General features: G+C 63.1%; 29 protein-coding genes and 1 tRNA gene. 9 read left to right on the forward strand and 21 right to left on the reverse strand.

What is annotated here, in order from left to right:
- Positions 1 to 69: 69 nt before the first annotated feature.
- Entirely contained in the window at positions 70 to 423 is a 354-nt protein-coding gene (locus AC3WT0_RS02520) for a hypothetical protein (RefSeq protein ID WP_492751209.1), read from the reverse strand.
- 173 nt (positions 424 to 596) lie between these two features.
- Between AC3WT0_RS02520 and AC3WT0_RS02525 the strand changes: the two genes are divergently transcribed.
- Genes AC3WT0_RS02525 through AC3WT0_RS02535 form a run of 3 tightly spaced genes read left to right on the forward strand, consistent with a single transcriptional unit; the run spans position 597 to position 2,739 of the window.
- On the forward strand, positions 597 to 1,586 hold the full coding sequence (locus tag AC3WT0_RS02525; RefSeq protein ID WP_492751210.1) for an agmatine deiminase family protein: 990 nt from the start codon (positions 597 to 599) through the stop codon (positions 1,584 to 1,586).
- Positions 1,583 to 2,431 carry an N-carbamoylputrescine amidase gene (gene aguB, locus AC3WT0_RS02530; RefSeq protein WP_492751212.1) on the forward strand — a complete coding sequence of 283 codons (849 nt, stop codon included), beginning with the start codon at positions 1,583 to 1,585 and terminating at the stop codon, positions 2,429 to 2,431. Before AC3WT0_RS02525 ends, aguB begins: the two co-directional genes overlap by 4 nt.
- Before the next feature lie 14 nt (positions 2,432 to 2,445).
- Positions 2,446 to 2,739 (forward strand): putative quinol monooxygenase, encoded by a 294-nt coding sequence (locus AC3WT0_RS02535; RefSeq protein ID WP_492751214.1) that lies wholly within the window; start codon positions 2,446 to 2,448, stop codon positions 2,737 to 2,739.
- Here the strand turns inward: AC3WT0_RS02535 and AC3WT0_RS02540 are convergent.
- Complete coding sequence (locus tag AC3WT0_RS02540) at positions 2,721 to 3,392, reverse strand: uracil-DNA glycosylase (RefSeq protein WP_492751216.1); 672 nt, start codon at positions 3,390 to 3,392, stop codon at positions 2,721 to 2,723. The two genes, AC3WT0_RS02535 and AC3WT0_RS02540, sit on opposite strands and share 19 nt — an antisense overlap.
- A gap of 21 nt (positions 3,393 to 3,413) precedes the next feature.
- Between AC3WT0_RS02540 and folK the strand changes: the two genes are divergently transcribed.
- The 3 genes from folK to AC3WT0_RS02555 all read left to right on the forward strand — a co-directional run bounded on the left by folK (position 3,414) and on the right by AC3WT0_RS02555 (position 5,448).
- Entirely contained in the window at positions 3,414 to 3,890 is a 477-nt protein-coding gene (folK, locus tag AC3WT0_RS02545) for a 2-amino-4-hydroxy-6-hydroxymethyldihydropteridine diphosphokinase (protein WP_492751218.1), read from the forward strand.
- A 17-nt stretch (positions 3,891 to 3,907) separates the two neighbouring features.
- Positions 3,908 to 3,983, forward strand: a tRNA-Lys gene (locus tag AC3WT0_RS02550).
- 154 nt (positions 3,984 to 4,137) lie between these two features.
- Complete coding sequence (locus tag AC3WT0_RS02555; protein ID WP_492751220.1) at positions 4,138 to 5,448, forward strand: tyrosine-type recombinase/integrase; 1,311 nt, start codon at positions 4,138 to 4,140, stop codon at positions 5,446 to 5,448.
- Here AC3WT0_RS02555 and AC3WT0_RS02560 read toward each other — a convergent pair.
- The 19 genes from AC3WT0_RS02560 to AC3WT0_RS02650 form a co-directional block, all read right to left on the reverse strand.
- A complete protein-coding gene (locus AC3WT0_RS02560) occupies positions 5,424 to 5,627 on the reverse strand; it encodes a helix-turn-helix transcriptional regulator (protein WP_492751222.1) in 204 nt (67 codons plus the stop codon). The genes AC3WT0_RS02555 and AC3WT0_RS02560 overlap by 25 nt on opposite strands.
- The gene (locus AC3WT0_RS02565) at positions 5,624 to 6,010 is read right to left on the reverse strand and encodes a Lar family restriction alleviation protein (protein ID WP_492751224.1); all 387 of its coding nucleotides are present in this window, start codon (positions 6,008 to 6,010) and stop codon (positions 5,624 to 5,626) included. The genes AC3WT0_RS02560 and AC3WT0_RS02565 overlap by 4 nt, the downstream gene beginning before the upstream one ends.
- Before the next feature lie 89 nt (positions 6,011 to 6,099).
- A complete protein-coding gene (locus tag AC3WT0_RS02570; RefSeq protein WP_492751226.1) occupies positions 6,100 to 6,453 on the reverse strand; it encodes a hypothetical protein in 354 nt (117 codons plus the stop codon).
- Positions 6,450 to 7,451 carry a hypothetical protein gene (locus AC3WT0_RS02575; protein ID WP_492751228.1) on the reverse strand — a complete coding sequence of 334 codons (1,002 nt, stop codon included), beginning with the start codon at positions 7,449 to 7,451 and terminating at the stop codon, positions 6,450 to 6,452. Before AC3WT0_RS02575 ends, AC3WT0_RS02570 begins: the two co-directional genes overlap by 4 nt.
- The gene (locus AC3WT0_RS02580) at positions 7,448 to 7,621 is read right to left on the reverse strand and encodes a hypothetical protein (protein ID WP_492751230.1); all 174 of its coding nucleotides are present in this window, start codon (positions 7,619 to 7,621) and stop codon (positions 7,448 to 7,450) included. The genes AC3WT0_RS02575 and AC3WT0_RS02580 overlap by 4 nt, the downstream gene beginning before the upstream one ends.
- A 1-nt stretch (position 7,622) precedes the next feature.
- A complete protein-coding gene (locus AC3WT0_RS02585; protein WP_492751232.1) occupies positions 7,623 to 7,820 on the reverse strand; it encodes a hypothetical protein in 198 nt (65 codons plus the stop codon).
- A complete protein-coding gene (locus AC3WT0_RS02590) occupies positions 7,817 to 8,020 on the reverse strand; it encodes a hypothetical protein (RefSeq protein ID WP_492751233.1) in 204 nt (67 codons plus the stop codon). The genes AC3WT0_RS02585 and AC3WT0_RS02590 overlap by 4 nt, the downstream gene beginning before the upstream one ends.
- A complete protein-coding gene (locus tag AC3WT0_RS02595) occupies positions 8,013 to 8,876 on the reverse strand; it encodes a hypothetical protein (protein ID WP_492751235.1) in 864 nt (287 codons plus the stop codon). Before AC3WT0_RS02595 ends, AC3WT0_RS02590 begins: the two co-directional genes overlap by 8 nt.
- On the reverse strand, positions 8,873 to 9,166 hold the full coding sequence (locus tag AC3WT0_RS02600) for a hypothetical protein (RefSeq protein ID WP_492751237.1): 294 nt from the start codon (positions 9,164 to 9,166) through the stop codon (positions 8,873 to 8,875). The genes AC3WT0_RS02595 and AC3WT0_RS02600 overlap by 4 nt, the downstream gene beginning before the upstream one ends.
- Positions 9,163 to 9,453, reverse strand: a complete 291-nt coding sequence (locus AC3WT0_RS02605; protein WP_492751239.1) for an XkdD/Y8K6 family phage-associated protein — start codon at positions 9,451 to 9,453, stop codon at positions 9,163 to 9,165. The genes AC3WT0_RS02600 and AC3WT0_RS02605 overlap by 4 nt, the downstream gene beginning before the upstream one ends.
- Positions 9,450 to 9,587, reverse strand: coding sequence for a hypothetical protein (locus tag AC3WT0_RS02610; RefSeq protein WP_492751241.1), 138 nt, complete (start codon positions 9,585 to 9,587; stop codon positions 9,450 to 9,452). The genes AC3WT0_RS02605 and AC3WT0_RS02610 overlap by 4 nt, the downstream gene beginning before the upstream one ends.
- On the reverse strand, positions 9,584 to 9,976 hold the full coding sequence (locus tag AC3WT0_RS02615; protein WP_492751243.1) for a DUF968 domain-containing protein: 393 nt from the start codon (positions 9,974 to 9,976) through the stop codon (positions 9,584 to 9,586). The genes AC3WT0_RS02610 and AC3WT0_RS02615 overlap by 4 nt, the downstream gene beginning before the upstream one ends.
- Positions 9,973 to 10,383, reverse strand: a complete 411-nt coding sequence (locus tag AC3WT0_RS02620; RefSeq protein ID WP_492751244.1) for a hypothetical protein — start codon at positions 10,381 to 10,383, stop codon at positions 9,973 to 9,975. The genes AC3WT0_RS02615 and AC3WT0_RS02620 overlap by 4 nt, the downstream gene beginning before the upstream one ends.
- Entirely contained in the window at positions 10,383 to 10,559 is a 177-nt protein-coding gene (locus tag AC3WT0_RS02625) for a hypothetical protein (RefSeq protein WP_492751245.1), read from the reverse strand. The genes AC3WT0_RS02620 and AC3WT0_RS02625 overlap by 1 nt, the downstream gene beginning before the upstream one ends.
- Positions 10,559 to 10,813 (reverse strand): hypothetical protein, encoded by a 255-nt coding sequence (locus AC3WT0_RS02630; protein WP_492751246.1) that lies wholly within the window; start codon positions 10,811 to 10,813, stop codon positions 10,559 to 10,561. The genes AC3WT0_RS02625 and AC3WT0_RS02630 overlap by 1 nt, the downstream gene beginning before the upstream one ends.
- A complete protein-coding gene (locus AC3WT0_RS02635) occupies positions 10,813 to 10,938 on the reverse strand; it encodes a hypothetical protein (RefSeq protein ID WP_492751248.1) in 126 nt (41 codons plus the stop codon). The genes AC3WT0_RS02630 and AC3WT0_RS02635 overlap by 1 nt, the downstream gene beginning before the upstream one ends.
- A complete protein-coding gene (locus tag AC3WT0_RS02640) occupies positions 10,938 to 11,600 on the reverse strand; it encodes a hypothetical protein (protein WP_492751249.1) in 663 nt (220 codons plus the stop codon). Before AC3WT0_RS02640 ends, AC3WT0_RS02635 begins: the two co-directional genes overlap by 1 nt.
- 132 nt (positions 11,601 to 11,732) lie before the next feature.
- Positions 11,733 to 12,341 (reverse strand): HIRAN domain-containing protein, encoded by a 609-nt coding sequence (locus AC3WT0_RS02645; protein WP_492751251.1) that lies wholly within the window; start codon positions 12,339 to 12,341, stop codon positions 11,733 to 11,735.
- 4 nt (positions 12,342 to 12,345) lie between these two features.
- On the reverse strand, positions 12,346 to 12,675 hold the full coding sequence (locus AC3WT0_RS02650) for a helix-turn-helix domain-containing protein (protein ID WP_492751253.1): 330 nt from the start codon (positions 12,673 to 12,675) through the stop codon (positions 12,346 to 12,348).
- Between the two features lie 35 nt (positions 12,676 to 12,710).
- Between AC3WT0_RS02650 and AC3WT0_RS02655 the strand changes: the two genes are divergently transcribed.
- From AC3WT0_RS02655 to AC3WT0_RS02665, 3 genes are read left to right on the forward strand one after another with little or no spacing between them, the layout of a single operon-like run.
- Positions 12,711 to 12,992, forward strand: a complete 282-nt coding sequence (locus AC3WT0_RS02655) for a hypothetical protein (protein WP_492751254.1) — start codon at positions 12,711 to 12,713, stop codon at positions 12,990 to 12,992.
- On the forward strand, positions 12,989 to 13,219 hold the full coding sequence (locus AC3WT0_RS02660; protein ID WP_492751255.1) for a hypothetical protein: 231 nt from the start codon (positions 12,989 to 12,991) through the stop codon (positions 13,217 to 13,219). Before AC3WT0_RS02655 ends, AC3WT0_RS02660 begins: the two co-directional genes overlap by 4 nt.
- A complete protein-coding gene (locus AC3WT0_RS02665; protein ID WP_492751256.1) occupies positions 13,220 to 13,438 on the forward strand; it encodes a hypothetical protein in 219 nt (72 codons plus the stop codon).
- The last annotated feature ends 184 nt before the right edge of the window (positions 13,439 to 13,622 follow it).

Genomic DNA, 13,622 nt, shown 5'->3' on the forward strand with positions numbered 1-13,622 from the left:
GCTTCCGCTTCATCTGTCCGTCCCTTTGTCGGGTCGGACTCTAGCTCCAACTGGAGGAAAAAGCGGGGGTCACGTCATAACCTCCGAGCCATCGCTATTCACGGAGACAAACCGACTCGAATTGACGAACTTTGTATCCTTACCGGCCCCCTTTTGCGCAGCAGACACTCGGCAAACCAGCCGATCGCCGGAAACCCAGTTGCACCAATCGAGCCGAAGCGGATTGCCGTCGGCCTTGAACACCATCTTCGGCTCGTTGGTCGCCAGCGACACGACGAAGAGGGCGTTCGACTTGCCACCCATCGGTGCGAGATAAGCCACTTTGGCGCCATCGGCGGACAGGCTGATGTCCATCACCGACTCCATCGCGCCGAATCTCGCAGCCAGATCGTCGGGCGCGTCGGCAGCCACCAGTGCGGACATGGCGAGTCCGCACAGCAATACCCTTTTCAACATGCTGCTCCCCCCGAAATATTATTGCTTCCCCAGGCAGATGAATACGCAAGCGTTTTGATTCGGCAAGTCGTCAACTTGCCTAGCGATGGCTTCACTGCCATTCAGCGCCCGCCCTCGTTCCCGCCCAAGGATTCTTGCCTGTGACCACGCCTCGCCAGCCCGCCGAATGGGCCGCCCATGACGCCGTCTGGATCGGATTTCCGAGCCATGGCGAGCTATGGGAAGATGATCTCGCCCCCGCGCAAGCCGAAGTCGCAGCCTTTGCGAATGCCGTCGATGCCGATGGTGCGGGCGAGCAGGTGATCCTCGTTGCCGCAGACGAAAAGGCGGCAGAGGCGGCACGTGCGCTTGCGGTGCCGCGCGTCGCGATCGAGGTTGCGCCGTTCGGCGACATCTGGCTGCGCGACACGGGGCCGATCCTGGTTTCGGACGGCAGCGCGCGATCCTTCCACTTCAATGGCTGGGGCGGGAAGTACGAGCTTGAGGGCGACGACGATGTCGGGATGCGCCTCGCCGACGCCCGCGGCATCGCCGCCATGCGCTGCGACTGGATCCTCGAAGGCGGCGCAATCGACGTCGATGGCAGCGGGCTGGCGGTGACCACCGAACAGTGCCTGCTCAATCCCAACCGCAACCCGGCCTTCGACAAGGCCGAGATCGAAGCGCGGCTGAAGGCAGACCTGGGGCTCGACCGCATCCTGTGGCTGGGCGATGGGCTCGCCAACGACCATACCGACGGGCATGTCGACAATCTGGCGCGCTTCGTCGGCCCGGGCCGGATCGCGATCCCGATCGCCGCCGGCACGGACGATCCCAATGCTGCCATCTATGCCGATGCCGCGGCGCGCGCGCGCGCGTTCGAGTTGGAAGTCGTTCCCCTGCCCTCGCCTGGCCGCGTCATCCGCGACGACGAGGTCGTGCCGGCATCCTACATGAACTTCTATATCGGCAATGCCGCCGTCGTCGTTCCCGTCTATGGCGCACCCAACGACGATGCGGCGGTGAAGGCGATCGCCGATCTTTTCCCGGCACACAGGGTTGTCGGACAGCGCGCCGATCATATCTTGACGGGCGGCGGCAGCCTCCACTGCATCAGCCAGCAAATCCCGTCACTTCAGGACGACCGATGACCGAAATCACCGTCGCCGCGCTCCAGCTCGGCTTCACCGCCGATATCGACGAGAATATCGCCAACGTCTCCGAACTGGTTCGCGAGGCGACGGCGAAGGGCGCGAAGGTGATCCTGCCGCCCGAGCTGTTCGAAGGCCCCTATTTCTGCCAGGTCGAGGACGAGGGGCTGTTCGCCAACGCGAAGCCGACCGAGCAGCACAAGGCGGTGATCGCGATGCGCAAGCTCGCCGCCGAACTGGGCGTCTATATCCCGACCAGTTTCTTCGAGGCCGACGGCCCGCATCATTACAACAGCCTCGCCATGATCGACGACAAGGGCGCGATCATGGGCGTCTATCGCAAGAGCCATATCCCCGATGGCCCGGGCTATGAAGAAAAATTCTACTTCCGCCCCGGCAACACCGGCTTCAAGGTGTGGCCGACTCCCGGCGCGACGCTGGGCATCGGCATCTGCTGGGACCAGTGGTATCCCGAGACTGCGCGATCGATGATGCTGATGGGCGCGGACCTGCTTTTCTATCCGACCGCGATCGGCAGCGAGCCGCACGATCCCTCGCTCGACACCAGCCGCCTATGGCGGCGCGCGATGGTCGGCCATGCTGTGTCCAATGTCGTGCCGGTGATCGCCGCGAACCGAATCGGCAACGAGAACGGCCAGATATTCTACGGCAACAGCTTCATCACCGACGAGCGCGGCGACCTGATCGCCGAATTTGGCGCTACGGAAACCGGCGTGCTGACCGCGACGCTGGACCTCGACCGGGTGAAGCGCCATCGTGCCGCCTTCGGCTTTTTCCGGGATCGCAGGCCCGATCTCTACGGAAGGATCGCCGAAGACATATAATCGAGGAGAGAGCGATGAGCGTTGCCCGCCACTATGTGATGATCGCCAAGCCGGGTGAAAGCGCCGCGCTGGAAACCGCGCTGAGCGATCTCGCCGACAAGGTGCGCACCGTGCCGGGCAGCGAAGGCGTCGACATGCTGCGCGATGTGGCCGACGAGCATCGCTTCGTCTTTATCGAGAAATGGGAATCGGTCGAGGCGCACAAGAATGCTGGGCAGCATTTGCCGCGCGAGGTGCTCGCCCCGCTCGGCGCCGCGCTCGCCGGGCCGCCCGATGGCGCCTATCTCGACTATCTGAAGATCGTCTGATCGCGCAGATCGAGCGCGCGCGCGAACACAGCTTCGAACATCTCCCGCGTCAGGCGGCCGGTATTCTGATTGTAGCGCGAGCAATGGTAGCTATCGATCAGGATCCGGCCATCGGGCATGCGATGCTCCGCAAGATGGGCGAAACGCGCCTTGGGCAGCTTGCCACCGAGCACCTTGACCGCTGACTGGTGCGCGATCTGGCCGAGCGCGACGAAGATGCGGGCGTTGGGCAGTGCGTCGACCTGCGCGTCCAGGAACGGCCGGCAATTGCGGGCCTCCTCGGGCGTCGGCTTGTTCTCGGGCGGGAGGCATTTGACCGAATTGACGATGATCGCGCCTTTCAGGCGCAGGCCATCATCGACACGCGCATCGTAGCGCCCCTCGCTCAGCCCGAACTTGTCCAGCGTCTCGAACAGGAGCGGCCCTGCGAAGTCGCCGGTGAAAGGCCGCCCCGTGCGGTTGGCGCCATGCTTGCCCGGCGCGAGCCCGACGATGCCGAGCCAGGCACCCGGATCGCCGAAGGCATGGACCGGCGCGTTCCACCAATCGGGATATTCGACCCGCAACTGATCGCGCAGCGCGACAAGCCTCAGGCAGCGTGGGCAATCGCGCGGTGGCTCCGTGGCGGCGAGCGGGCTTTCCAGCAACGTCATGGCGCGATAGTCGGCAAAACCATGTCGAAGACAAGCTATGCCATCGCGCTTGGTTCCAACCGGCGGACGCGCAAGGGGTCGCCCGAGGCGACGCTGCGTGCGGTGATGCGCAAGCTGGATGCGGCGGCCGAATCGCGCGTGATCGCGACGCCGGCCATGGGTGCGGCTGGGCGGCGCTTTGCCAACGCGGCCATAGTGGTGCGATCGAAGCTCGAGCCGCCCGAGATGCTCCGTCGCCTCAAGACGATCGAGCGCAAGCTGGGGCGACGGCGCGGGCGGCGCTGGGGCGACCGGCCGATCGACCTCGACATCATCCTGTGGTCGGAAGGGCCGTGGGTCTCGAAAGGGCTGGTCATCCCTCACCCCCATTTCCGCGAGCGCGACTTCGTGCTGCGCCCGCTGGCCAGCATCGCACGCGACTGGCGCGATCCGCTGAGCGGTTTGACCATCGCCCAGCTTCATGCGCGGTTGACCCGGAGGCGTCCCGCTTCTAGGTGACGCGCCTTGGCCTGACCGGGCTCGTAGCTCAGTCGGTAGAGCAACGGACTTTTAATCTGTAGGTCCCGGGTTCGAATCCCGGCGAGCCCACCAGTCAGGCCGCTCTACACCCCGCATATATGCGCAGAACCCCAATAAAACCCTAGATTTCCGCCGGTTTATATGCGCAGAATTGCGCATAGTTCCGCAGCCTACCGCGCCCCTTGTCGGGGCACTTCTGGGGGCACTGGCGATGAAGGAGGGTTCGGTGCCCCTGACTGATGCGAAAGTCCGCAACGCCAAAGGGGCGGACAAGCCTTATAAACTAGCCGATTCTGGCGGGCTATACCTATTCGTGACGCCCACCGGATTTCGTTCGTGGCGCATGAAATACCGTTTCGCGGGCAAAGAGCGGCGGCTGACGTTCGGCCCCTACCCTGAAATCAGCCTGCTCGCCGCGCGTGATATGCGCGATGAGGCGCGCCGGCACCTGCGCAACGATCGCGATCCGGGCATCGCCAAGGTAAAGGCGCGCGCTGCCGCCCAGGTCAGCGCCGCCACGACGCTCGAGGCAGTCGGCCGGCGGTGGCATGAGGCAATGCGCCCGCGCTGGTCCTCTGTTCATGCGGACAAAGTCATACAGCGCCTTGAGGCGAATCTGTTCCCCGCGCTGGGCAGCATACCGATCGCGGAAATCGACCCGCCGATGATGCTGGCGGCGCTCCGCAAGATCGAGCGCCGGGGCGTCGTCGAGATGGCCCATCGCGTGCGCCAGAGCGCCAGCGCCATCTTCGTCCATGCCATCAGCGAAGGAATCGCGAGCACCGACCCTGCGGCCGTCGTCACCAAGGCCCTGAAGCCCATGCCCAAGAAGCAGCCGCAGCCCGCGCTGCTGACGACCGATGCCGCGCGCGGCGTCTTGTCAGCGGCGGAGGCATCGACCGCCGATGCCGTGACGAAGCTCTGCTCCCGCTTCATCGCCCTGACGAGCGTCCGTGTCGCCACCGCGACTGGCATGGAATGGAGCGAGGTGACGGGCATAGATTGGGATGACGAGCGCTACGGCCCGGATTTGCCGACGTGGACCATACCAGCTCGACGGATGAAGCTCGACAAGGATCGGAAGGTCGAGGCGGCCTTCGACTTCATTGTGACGCTATCGAGTGAGGCAGTCGCCGTGCTGAGGACCGCCCGCCGCCTGAGCGGGGCGAGTTCGCTGGTGTTCCCGAGCTATCGCAACGGCCGTCAGGCGCTCAGCGGCAATACGATCAACTCGCTTTATCAGCGGGTCGGCTATGCGGGAAAGCATGTGCCCCACGGCTGGCGGGCTACGATGTCCACCGTCATGAACGAGTGGGCCAAGCGCCACGGGCAGGATGACGATCGCATGGTGATTGACCTGATGCTGGCGCACGTGCCGAAAGGCGTCTCGGGATCAGAGCGCGCCTATAACCGCGCCGCCTATCTCAACCGGCGGCGGCAACTGTCCCAGATCTGGGCCGGCTTGCTCATGGATGGCATGACGGGACCGGATGCCATCATCGACAGAGGTGATCACGCCGCCCTGGCGGGAGCCTGATAGCCGGCCGGATCGGAAATCCATTCATCGATCTGGCTTTCGTACCAGCCGACGGCGTTCCCGCCGAGATTGACCTTCGGCGGGAACGTCCCCGCGATCACCCGGCGATCGATCGTCGCGCGATGAAGACCGCAGCGGCCGGCGACTTCGTCGAGCCTCATGATGCGTTCTTTCGTCATTTTCTGGCCTCCTTCACCAGATCGTCGATATTGAGAGAGCGGATGGCGGAGGCGATGCAGAAGGCTGCACTAGCCTCGGCGGCATGAACCAAGGCACCCTGACCGTCCTTCTCCTTACGAGCCGCATCGCGCATCTGTTGGGCGCTAATCTTCTCTTCGTTAGCCACCTCCGCACACCGCTCCACCACGGCCCTGACCAGCTTCTCGTGGTCGGTAGAGGGCGCGCGCTTGTTCCATGCTGCAAGGGCTTCGGCTTTAGTACCCCAATGACGCGCGATCGGCGTGCAGTCGTCCTGCGCACACTGGGCATACCAGGCGTTGTCGAGAGTCTCGCCTAGCAAGGCCTCGCCGCCGCAAAATGGGCACGGCAGAAGCTCAACCATCTCTTTGGGATCACCGCATTCAGCTATTAAGGGCTGACCTTCATTATGGTCAGAGTCGCCGCGCTGATTAAGGCCAGGGTTTACCATCTTCACCCCTCCATATGCTCGTTGCGGCGGAGGGCGGCTGCGATAAATCGACCAGCAAGGCCTTCGGCAGCATGGACGAGAGCGCCAGTGCCGACGTTCTTTGCACGCGCGGCATCTCGCAAAGCTAGATCAGCAGCCGCATATTCCTCCGCCAGCGCCGCCGCTCGCTCTGTGGTCTCGCGCGCGACCGCGATGCGGTGGCGGGCGAAGGCTTGGACGGAGGGATCGTCATCCAGTTCACCGCAAAGAATGTCTCCATATTTGTGAGGATCGCCATACCGCAGCAAGTGCAGTTCCGCCGCAGCATCCCTATCCGCCTGCGTCACAAGCGCAGGGTCCAGCTTATCGGCGGTCATCGTCCAGTGTCCTTGTTGGAGAGGGCGGCTTGGGCGACGGTCTCAGCGTTGCGCTGCTCGGCGAACCATTCGATATCATCCTCGATATCGACGCCATCGCTCCAGACGCGTGCCTCGACGATATCGATCATATCCGCGCCGGGCTCGGCGGCGAACCCTGCTGCGATAGCTTCGTCCCTGGCCCCGTGGTCAGTGCAAAAGGTCTCGTCGTCGTGCGGCTTCCACCACCAACGCCAATCGCCTTTCGCGTCTTCGCCCATGCCGGCACGCAATCGATCACGGATGTCATCATGTTCATCGGACCATTCGCCACCGCAATGGATGTCGCGCAGCATGGATCTGACATCCGCGCGCAGCTTCTCGATCTCTTCTCCTTGAGCCTCGACCAGTGCGAGGCGGTCGGATGCGGGTGGCTCGGGGGATGCGGCGAGCATGGCTGCCTGATATTTCTTTACTAGTTTGTCACCGGCCTCACGAAGCGAGTTCAGCCTATATTCGCTCTGTTCGAGTTTACCCTGAAACCAGCCAACTTGCGCCCAAGGATCGTTGTAAAGCAGGCAGCAATCGACTTCGCCAGGATGTTCGGGGCAGTCGGAGCCATCGCTTGAACGCGAGCCTGCGCCGTGGTCAGCGGCGTCGTTCAACAATCGCTCGCTCGACAAACGATGCTCCGGCTTATCGGCGACCAACCCGATATTCTGTTCGGTGGCGGCGAAGGCGGACAGCGGATTAGACGGGCAGCGAAGCATGACCAACTGGGCGAGAGCCAGCCCTGCCAGCCCCACCATATGATCTTCCGCTTCTTCGCGAACATCATCGGGGAGTTCGCCGTCAGGATAGTCGTCGAATATGCCTTCATAGCTGCATAGGGCCTGCCCCATACGCCCAAGGAAATCCGTCTGCGTCCTCGCCACATCACGATGCGCGCTTTCGACGACATCGCTGACCGCCTCCCTCGCCCGCGCCTCGGCCGCAGGGTCTGCAACTGATTGGGTCATGTCAGTGGTTCCTCGATTTCGTCGTTAAGGTCGTATTCGACGACACCCGTCCCGCCGCAGCGCTCGCAAGGGACACCGTCGTCATCGGGATCTCCATTGCATCCCGGCGAATGTTGCAGGCCGCATCCCAGACAATTGGGGCACTCCGCCTCGATCAGCATCGGCGTCATCTCAGTCGTCCTTGGTGTTGTTGGAGCCGGGCGAGAAGCGATGATCCCAATCGACCGAGACCGCGCCATGACGCTGCTCAAGGATCGCGCGCGGGAACGGCTCGATCTCCGAATAGCCGACGCACTGGTAGCCAAGGCCGCGCGAGGCGAGCGTGAATGCGCTGTATCCGCTGCACACGTCGAGATAGCGGATCGTCATTCCCCGCCCCCATTGAGGGCGTCGCGGACGGCATAGCCAAGATCGGTAAGGTATCCGTGACGGTCGCACAGCCCCATCGCCGCCAGTGCTCGCTCACCAGCTTCAGCCTCCACCTCGCTTTGCCACGCAAACATCCCACAGACTGCGTGCTTCTGTGCCTCAGTCAGCCTCTCGACGATCGCCTTGATGTCGTCAGACATGGGCGGATTCCTTGGCGATAAATGCCATTTCGTGCTCGGAGCAGTAGCGGCGGAACGCATCCTCATGCAGTTCGCCGACCAGCATTTCGATGCTGTGGCCGACAGTGCCGCCCTTCCACGACCCCTTGCGTCGCCCCGTTTCGCCCGAGAAGTCTATGCTCAGCGACCGAGACACGCGCTTCCGGAACCAACCAAGCCACTTGAATCCGCGCTCGCCGAGCGCCCACTCACGTTCTTCGATCCTTGTCGTGGCGGTCAGTTCCTCGCCGTCGAAATCCCGGAAGGAGAAGACTGCGGTGGGGCACGCCGCTTCAATCGCCCGCTCGACATTCCAGCGATTGCGCCACTCTCGATAGTTAGGCTTCTGCGGCAGATGGCTGAATAGCGATCCCGAGAGATCAAAATAGCTGTGCCTGATCAGCCGCCATGAGCGCCACGGCAGAAACCAGACCTTGCTCTTCGTGGTCTCGCTGTCATGCGTCTGCGGCCCGTAGTGGAAGTGCACGGAGCCTTCGAACGTCGAGAATCCGAACTCGCGATGATGGCAGTCCCAATATCCACTGCCCTTCCCCTTCGACCATTCATAGCGCGACGTATCGACCCAACGGCGGTAGGGCTTGAGGAGCGCAGGCAGGGACACGATGAGCGTGTGAGCGCCAATGCACAGGCGGAGTTTGCAGCCGGGATATTCATCGCCATCCCCAGACGAGAGCATTACCGCGATCTTGCGGTATCGCGGTTCATGGGCATAGGTGAAGGGGCCGAAATAGCGATCGTTATCGCTCCAGCGAACGCGCCGAAACCTCATGTGATTTCTCCATTTTTTGGCTAGCGCCTTGATGTCGGGGGCCGTCACGACTGGCCTCCCAAGAATACATCCTCGACGAACTCGCGGGCGAGCCGGGCAAGCGTCAGATCGCCCCACTGCGCTTCCCAGCGGCGGGAATATTGAATGCCCCCGGAGTTGAAGGTCATTGACGTGAAGGGTGTCGTGCCTCCGATATATTCGGAGATTTCGACGATCGTATACGGGTGTCGGTAGACGCTTTCCCGATGCGTGCCGTCGTGGACCCAGCTTCCCTTGCTCAAACGAGGGCGACCGACGCACCACACGTCCTCTTGGAAATCGGAGACCCGCGCGCTCACGACTGGCCTCCCGTCGCTCGGGCGATGGCGGCGCGCATGGCGTCCACCTGAGCGGTGTTGTTGAGCGCCGGAAACGCTGAGAGCAGTTTGACCGCGAACCGTAGCTGGACCAGCAGATCATGGGCCGCGCCGAATAAGGCCGCGTTGGCCGCGACTTCTTCCGGCGGGCGCATATTGCTGACCACCGCCGCCACTGCGAGTGAGTCCGCCGGGTGCAGGATGTTATAGTCGCCGAATAAATCCGGCCCTTCGGCACGGTACGGCCCCGGAGTATGCCCCGCGCTCACAGGACATCTTCCCACTGAGCGCCGCAACGGGTGCAGCGGTAGTGGTGGACGCCTTCGAACGCGTCCTCTCCGATGGTCTCTTTGCCAGGGTGGCCGCGAAGGGCGCACCAGAGGCGCGTGATGGTGTTCATCATGCGAACTGATCCTGCTTCTTTGAGAGGTTGGCTTCCCAGCGCGCGCGGCCGGGCCAGCGGCGCCAGAGTTCATTGGCGACACGGAGGGCGTTGAGGCCGTATTTGGCCTCGAACGTCGTCCAATCGCCGCGCGCTCGGAATGGCCCGGTCTCGCCGCGCTGTTCTGCATGATGAGCGTTACACAGGGGGATGGCGAAGCGATCCGCGACCTTGGTCCCGAAGCCCTTCCCGCCCGCATAATCGACGTGAGCGGCCTCGATCTTGCCGCTGCACCCGCCCTGTTTGGCGCAGGCGCATTCGTGCCCCCTCACCCACTGGAGGAAACCGCGAGCGTCCTTCTCGGCTGGGCGACCGCTGTTGCGGTGCTTGCGCTTCGGGATCAGCGTCATTCGCCCCAGCCCTTCCGATCGAGGAATGAGCCGACCAGCGAGCCGTTGGCGTTGACCCAGATCTTGTCGCCGGTGGGCGACACGACGAGCGCCTTCGTGCCGTCGCGCGACCGCGCCAGAACCGGGCATGTGATGTCGTAGATCGGCATCTTGTCGCCGACCGGCACATAAAACTCGCGCACCGTCGTGACGCTGTAGACCGTCATGGTCTCGACCGTATTAGGATCGCGCCCGGTCTCGCGCATCCAGCGCCGCTGCCGGTAGGTGTACCACTGGCCCTCGACGCGCCAATCGCGCCAGTAGTTGGGCTTGGACGGGATGATCTGCCAGACGATGTTGTTCGCCCTCGCCTCGTCGGGCGTGGGCAGCAACATGTGCCGTGCTGGCGGCGCTGCGCCGATCCGCATCAGTCTTCCTCTTCCAGAAAGCCGATACGGATGCCGGGCCAGCGCGCTTTCGCGGCCTCCCATGCGGCCTTGTAGGTCGCGCCCAGCACGATCCCCTGCCAGTAGCCATGCCGGCGGGAGCCGGTCCACGCCGACCAGCGACGGTTGACGTCGATAACGTCCAGTTCGCGCGCCATCACGAACCCCGAAGGTTGGCCGACGCCCGCCCCGAAGGCGTCGGCTTGGTTGCGGGCGCTGCGGGAGCTTTGCAGCCGGGGCTGTGGGGGTTCGAGAATAGGAATGCCGCGATGCGCTGGGCCACGGACGGACGCTCCCGCCCCCGCAGCCATTCGTCGCGGAACTGTTCGTGCCGGCGCGCGCAATAGCGACGCAGCGCATCGGGCGGCATGTCGCTGACCCTGACGGGCGCGTTCTTGAGGTGATCGAGCATCACCGCGCCACCGCCATCACGACCGGGACAGCGAAGAAGAAGGCGGCACCGGCGGCCATCCACATGGCGGCCTGCCAACCGGTTATGGCGAACGAGCGATGCTCACTGGTGAAGGTGACGCGCATCACGCAGCCTCCGTCTCAGGCGCAGGCGCAGGCGCAGGCGCAGCAGGCTCGATCAGGCCGCAGATGGCCGCCATCCGCTCCAGATGATCGACGAGCGCCATGCTCTCGTCGCCGAGACGGGTGCCGGCGCGGGTCGCGGACCAGTGCGCGCGAGCCTGCTCAAAGGTGAAGTAGCGGCATCCCGCGATGATCCGCGCGCCTTCAGGCGTCGCCGCTACGACGAACGTGTATCCGTCCGTCCGAGTGGCCGCGACGATAGGCAGGGAGACCTGCGCATTGCCGTAGACCCGCGCATTGCCGGAGACCCGCGCATTGCCGTAGACCCGCGCATTGCCGTAGACCCGCGCATTGCCGGAGACCAGCGCATTGCCGGAGACCTGCGCATTGCCGGAGACCTGCGCATTGCCGGAGACCCACGCATCGCCGTAGACCTGCGCATTGCCGGAGACCCACGCATCGCCGGAGACCCACGCATCGCCGGAGACCTGCAGGCTCTTCTCGCTCTCGACATAGCCGCCGAGATCGCCGGCAGCGACACTCAGCCCGATCGCTACGAGAGCCCTGATCCTGAAAAGCGTGCGGCCGTCCCACGTGGTGACGGTGTCATCCTTGAGCAGTTCGTATTTGGTGTTGGACTGCTCGGCCTTTTTGCGCGTGGCCATGTGATTGGACCTCCCATCGGAGCCCCGTCTTGCGATCCGCTACGCCGGGTGGCGGATGATCTGGGGCGATGGGAGGTAGTTTGCATTTCGCAAACCGCCAGTCAACATTTAAGTTTGCATTTCGCAAACTGCTTAGTGGATCTCCACTTTGAGCACCACGGCTGTAAACTTCCGCGACCCTGATGGGGCGTGAACCTCGTCGATCCATGCCTTGTATTTCTTGTCCTGATCAAGCAGCGCGGCCGTGAGCCATCCGTCGCGCGGCAGGAAGCCGATTTGCAGACGCTGGGCGTTTAAAACGGCAACCGCCCTGGGGTCGTGCTCGTTGTCTGTGATATGCACGAGCGTCACTGGATCGCCCCATCGGCACGCAACTATATTGGCTTGGTAGAAAGACTCTCCCACGACGCTGGCCTTGTACTGGCGCGGCGGCACGGTTGGTATTTCGTACCTATCACTTTGACCGCCAATAACCACGCGGACTGTAATGGAAGCTCCAGACTCTCCTATGGTGACGCAGTTGATACTTGCATGCAGAAGCCGCTGTCCTGCAGTTAATCCTCGAGCCACCCAATGCCGCGCGGTCACCGCTCCTATAGTCCGCCCCGCGCCATCGACGAACACGTAGCCACCGGGCTTATCGCTATCGGGCAGAACCTTCAGCGGATCACCCATCCGCGCATCGGCGGCAGCCTGCGAACTTCGCGAGCCGGGGCTCGGTTTGAAGGTTTCTTCCCGCATCCAATCAGTCTCCGGTGCCGGTTTTAGGCTCGTCCGGCATGGGTGTTTCGAAAGCTTCGGATGTACGCACTACAACGAACGCATCCTTCCTCCACTGTCTTAAGGCCATGGCATCTTTTGGATGCATCAACAGTTCGTAGGGCGCGATGTTCAGGGCCTTAGAAATATCGCGAATTATGGGAGGCGAGTAATCCTGCCTATCGTTAAACAGTAGGCTGATCGCCGCCTTGCCCAAGTCGGTTCTCTCGGCGAGCTGGGCTTGAGAAACCTCCAATGTCTTCAACCAGTCGCGTAGATACCAGTTGGTATATCGCTTGGGGCGTGAGTGGGCCATCACCGCACCTTACCCGAGCGGCAGATGATAGTCGTTTGCGCAATGCAAACTTCGTTATTGAATTTGAGTTTGTAATATGCAAACTCATTTCTATGAGCGCCGATCCAACCCCAACCACCCTGGCTCGCGAGGCCGGTATCAGCGTGCCGTACGCCAGCCAGATTCTCAAAGGCTCCCGCACCCCCGCAAGGGCGCTGGCGATCCACATCTTTCGTGTGACGGGCTGGTCTCACCCGATAATCGCCAGCTTGTCCGGTGAGGAGATTGGGCTGCTCGAAAAGATAGACCCGTGGTCGCCGCGACAGGAGGCCGCATGACCGACTCCCACCCCACCAACTACGTCACCACCCTGACCGAGGATCGCATTCGCGAGATCGTGCGGGAGGAGATTGCTGCCGCGCCGGACGTCGCCCTTGTCAGGCTGCGCTTCGAATGTCTCGACTACGCATCCGCCGCCGCCGCTGCCGAAGAGCCGGATAGTGTGACGTTCGCGCGCGCCGAGGAGGTGTTTGCCTTTGTGACCGCCGGCCCGGGTGCAAAGTAGATGAACGCCCTCACCCTCGCCGCCGCCCTTTCGGTCTCCCGCCTGATGCCAGTGCGCTTCAACGGCGGCATCCCGGCCAACGACCAGCGCCCCGACTGGTGCGCGGGTTCCTGCCACACGTGCGGCATTAGCGCCTGGCATCCGGAGGCCTACAGCTGCACCGCGCCTGATTGCGAGCTTCGTCATGCCCACGAGGAACCACGGCGCGAGCCGGGCTAACAAGAGTTATTCACAGTTAATTCAATTAGTTAAGTAGTTAAAACGGGACAGTTTCATGGTCGGTGCGAAGGGCTCCGGGGCAGCGAGGGCTGCTTCGGTGGGTGGAAAGCCGCGTCCGCCATTTCGGCGGTATCGGCTGGGCCAATCGGGCTGGGAGCCCATCGGCGAAGTCTACCCTGCCGCT

The sequence above is a fragment of the Sphingomonas sp. EU05-FHT14C10 genome (assembly GCF_058790595.1).

Bases quoted from the DNA above. Each gene is read 5' to 3' on its own strand.
- AC3WT0_RS02665 (WP_492751256.1), top strand. From the start codon at position 13,220: ATGAACGCCCTCACCCTCGCCGCCGCCCTTTCGGTCTCCCGCCTGATG.
- AC3WT0_RS02635 (WP_492751248.1), bottom strand. From the start codon at position 10,938: ATGCGCGTCACCTTCACCAGTGAGCATCGCTCGTTCGCCATAACCGGT.
- AC3WT0_RS02590 (WP_492751233.1), bottom strand. From the start codon at position 8,020: ATGTCTGACGACATCAAGGCGATCGTCGAGAGGCTGACTGAGGCACAG.
- AC3WT0_RS02585 (WP_492751232.1), bottom strand. From the start codon at position 7,820: ATGACGATCCGCTATCTCGACGTGTGCAGCGGATACAGCGCATTCACG.
- AC3WT0_RS02650 (WP_492751253.1), bottom strand. From the start codon at position 12,675: ATGGCCCACTCACGCCCCAAGCGATATACCAACTGGTATCTACGCGAC.
- AC3WT0_RS02645 (WP_492751251.1), bottom strand. From the start codon at position 12,341: ATGCGGGAAGAAACCTTCAAACCGAGCCCCGGCTCGCGAAGTTCGCAG.
- folK (WP_492751218.1), top strand. From the start codon at position 3,414: ATGTCGAAGACAAGCTATGCCATCGCGCTTGGTTCCAACCGGCGGACG.
- aguB (WP_492751212.1), top strand. From the start codon at position 1,583: ATGACCGAAATCACCGTCGCCGCGCTCCAGCTCGGCTTCACCGCCGAT.
- AC3WT0_RS02535 (WP_492751214.1), top strand. From the start codon at position 2,446: ATGAGCGTTGCCCGCCACTATGTGATGATCGCCAAGCCGGGTGAAAGC.
- AC3WT0_RS02610 (WP_492751241.1), bottom strand. From the start codon at position 9,587: ATGATGAACACCATCACGCGCCTCTGGTGCGCCCTTCGCGGCCACCCT.
- AC3WT0_RS02520 (WP_492751209.1), bottom strand. From the start codon at position 423: ATGTCCGCACTGGTGGCTGCCGACGCGCCCGACGATCTGGCTGCGAGA.
- AC3WT0_RS02620 (WP_492751244.1), bottom strand. From the start codon at position 10,383: ATGCGGATCGGCGCAGCGCCGCCAGCACGGCACATGTTGCTGCCCACG.
- AC3WT0_RS02630 (WP_492751246.1), bottom strand. From the start codon at position 10,813: ATGCTCGATCACCTCAAGAACGCGCCCGTCAGGGTCAGCGACATGCCG.
- AC3WT0_RS02540 (WP_492751216.1), bottom strand. From the start codon at position 3,392: ATGACGTTGCTGGAAAGCCCGCTCGCCGCCACGGAGCCACCGCGCGAT.
- AC3WT0_RS02560 (WP_492751222.1), bottom strand. From the start codon at position 5,627: ATGACGAAAGAACGCATCATGAGGCTCGACGAAGTCGCCGGCCGCTGC.
- AC3WT0_RS02625 (WP_492751245.1), bottom strand. From the start codon at position 10,559: ATGGCGCGCGAACTGGACGTTATCGACGTCAACCGTCGCTGGTCGGCG.
- AC3WT0_RS02615 (WP_492751243.1), bottom strand. From the start codon at position 9,976: ATGACGCTGATCCCGAAGCGCAAGCACCGCAACAGCGGTCGCCCAGCC.
- AC3WT0_RS02640 (WP_492751249.1), bottom strand. From the start codon at position 11,600: ATGGCCACGCGCAAAAAGGCCGAGCAGTCCAACACCAAATACGAACTG.
- AC3WT0_RS02565 (WP_492751224.1), bottom strand. From the start codon at position 6,010: ATGGTTGAGCTTCTGCCGTGCCCATTTTGCGGCGGCGAGGCCTTGCTA.
- AC3WT0_RS02660 (WP_492751255.1), top strand. From the start codon at position 12,989: ATGACCGACTCCCACCCCACCAACTACGTCACCACCCTGACCGAGGAT.
- AC3WT0_RS02580 (WP_492751230.1), bottom strand. From the start codon at position 7,621: ATGACGCCGATGCTGATCGAGGCGGAGTGCCCCAATTGTCTGGGATGC.
- AC3WT0_RS02570 (WP_492751226.1), bottom strand. From the start codon at position 6,453: ATGACCGCCGATAAGCTGGACCCTGCGCTTGTGACGCAGGCGGATAGG.
- AC3WT0_RS02575 (WP_492751228.1), bottom strand. From the start codon at position 7,451: ATGACCCAATCAGTTGCAGACCCTGCGGCCGAGGCGCGGGCGAGGGAG.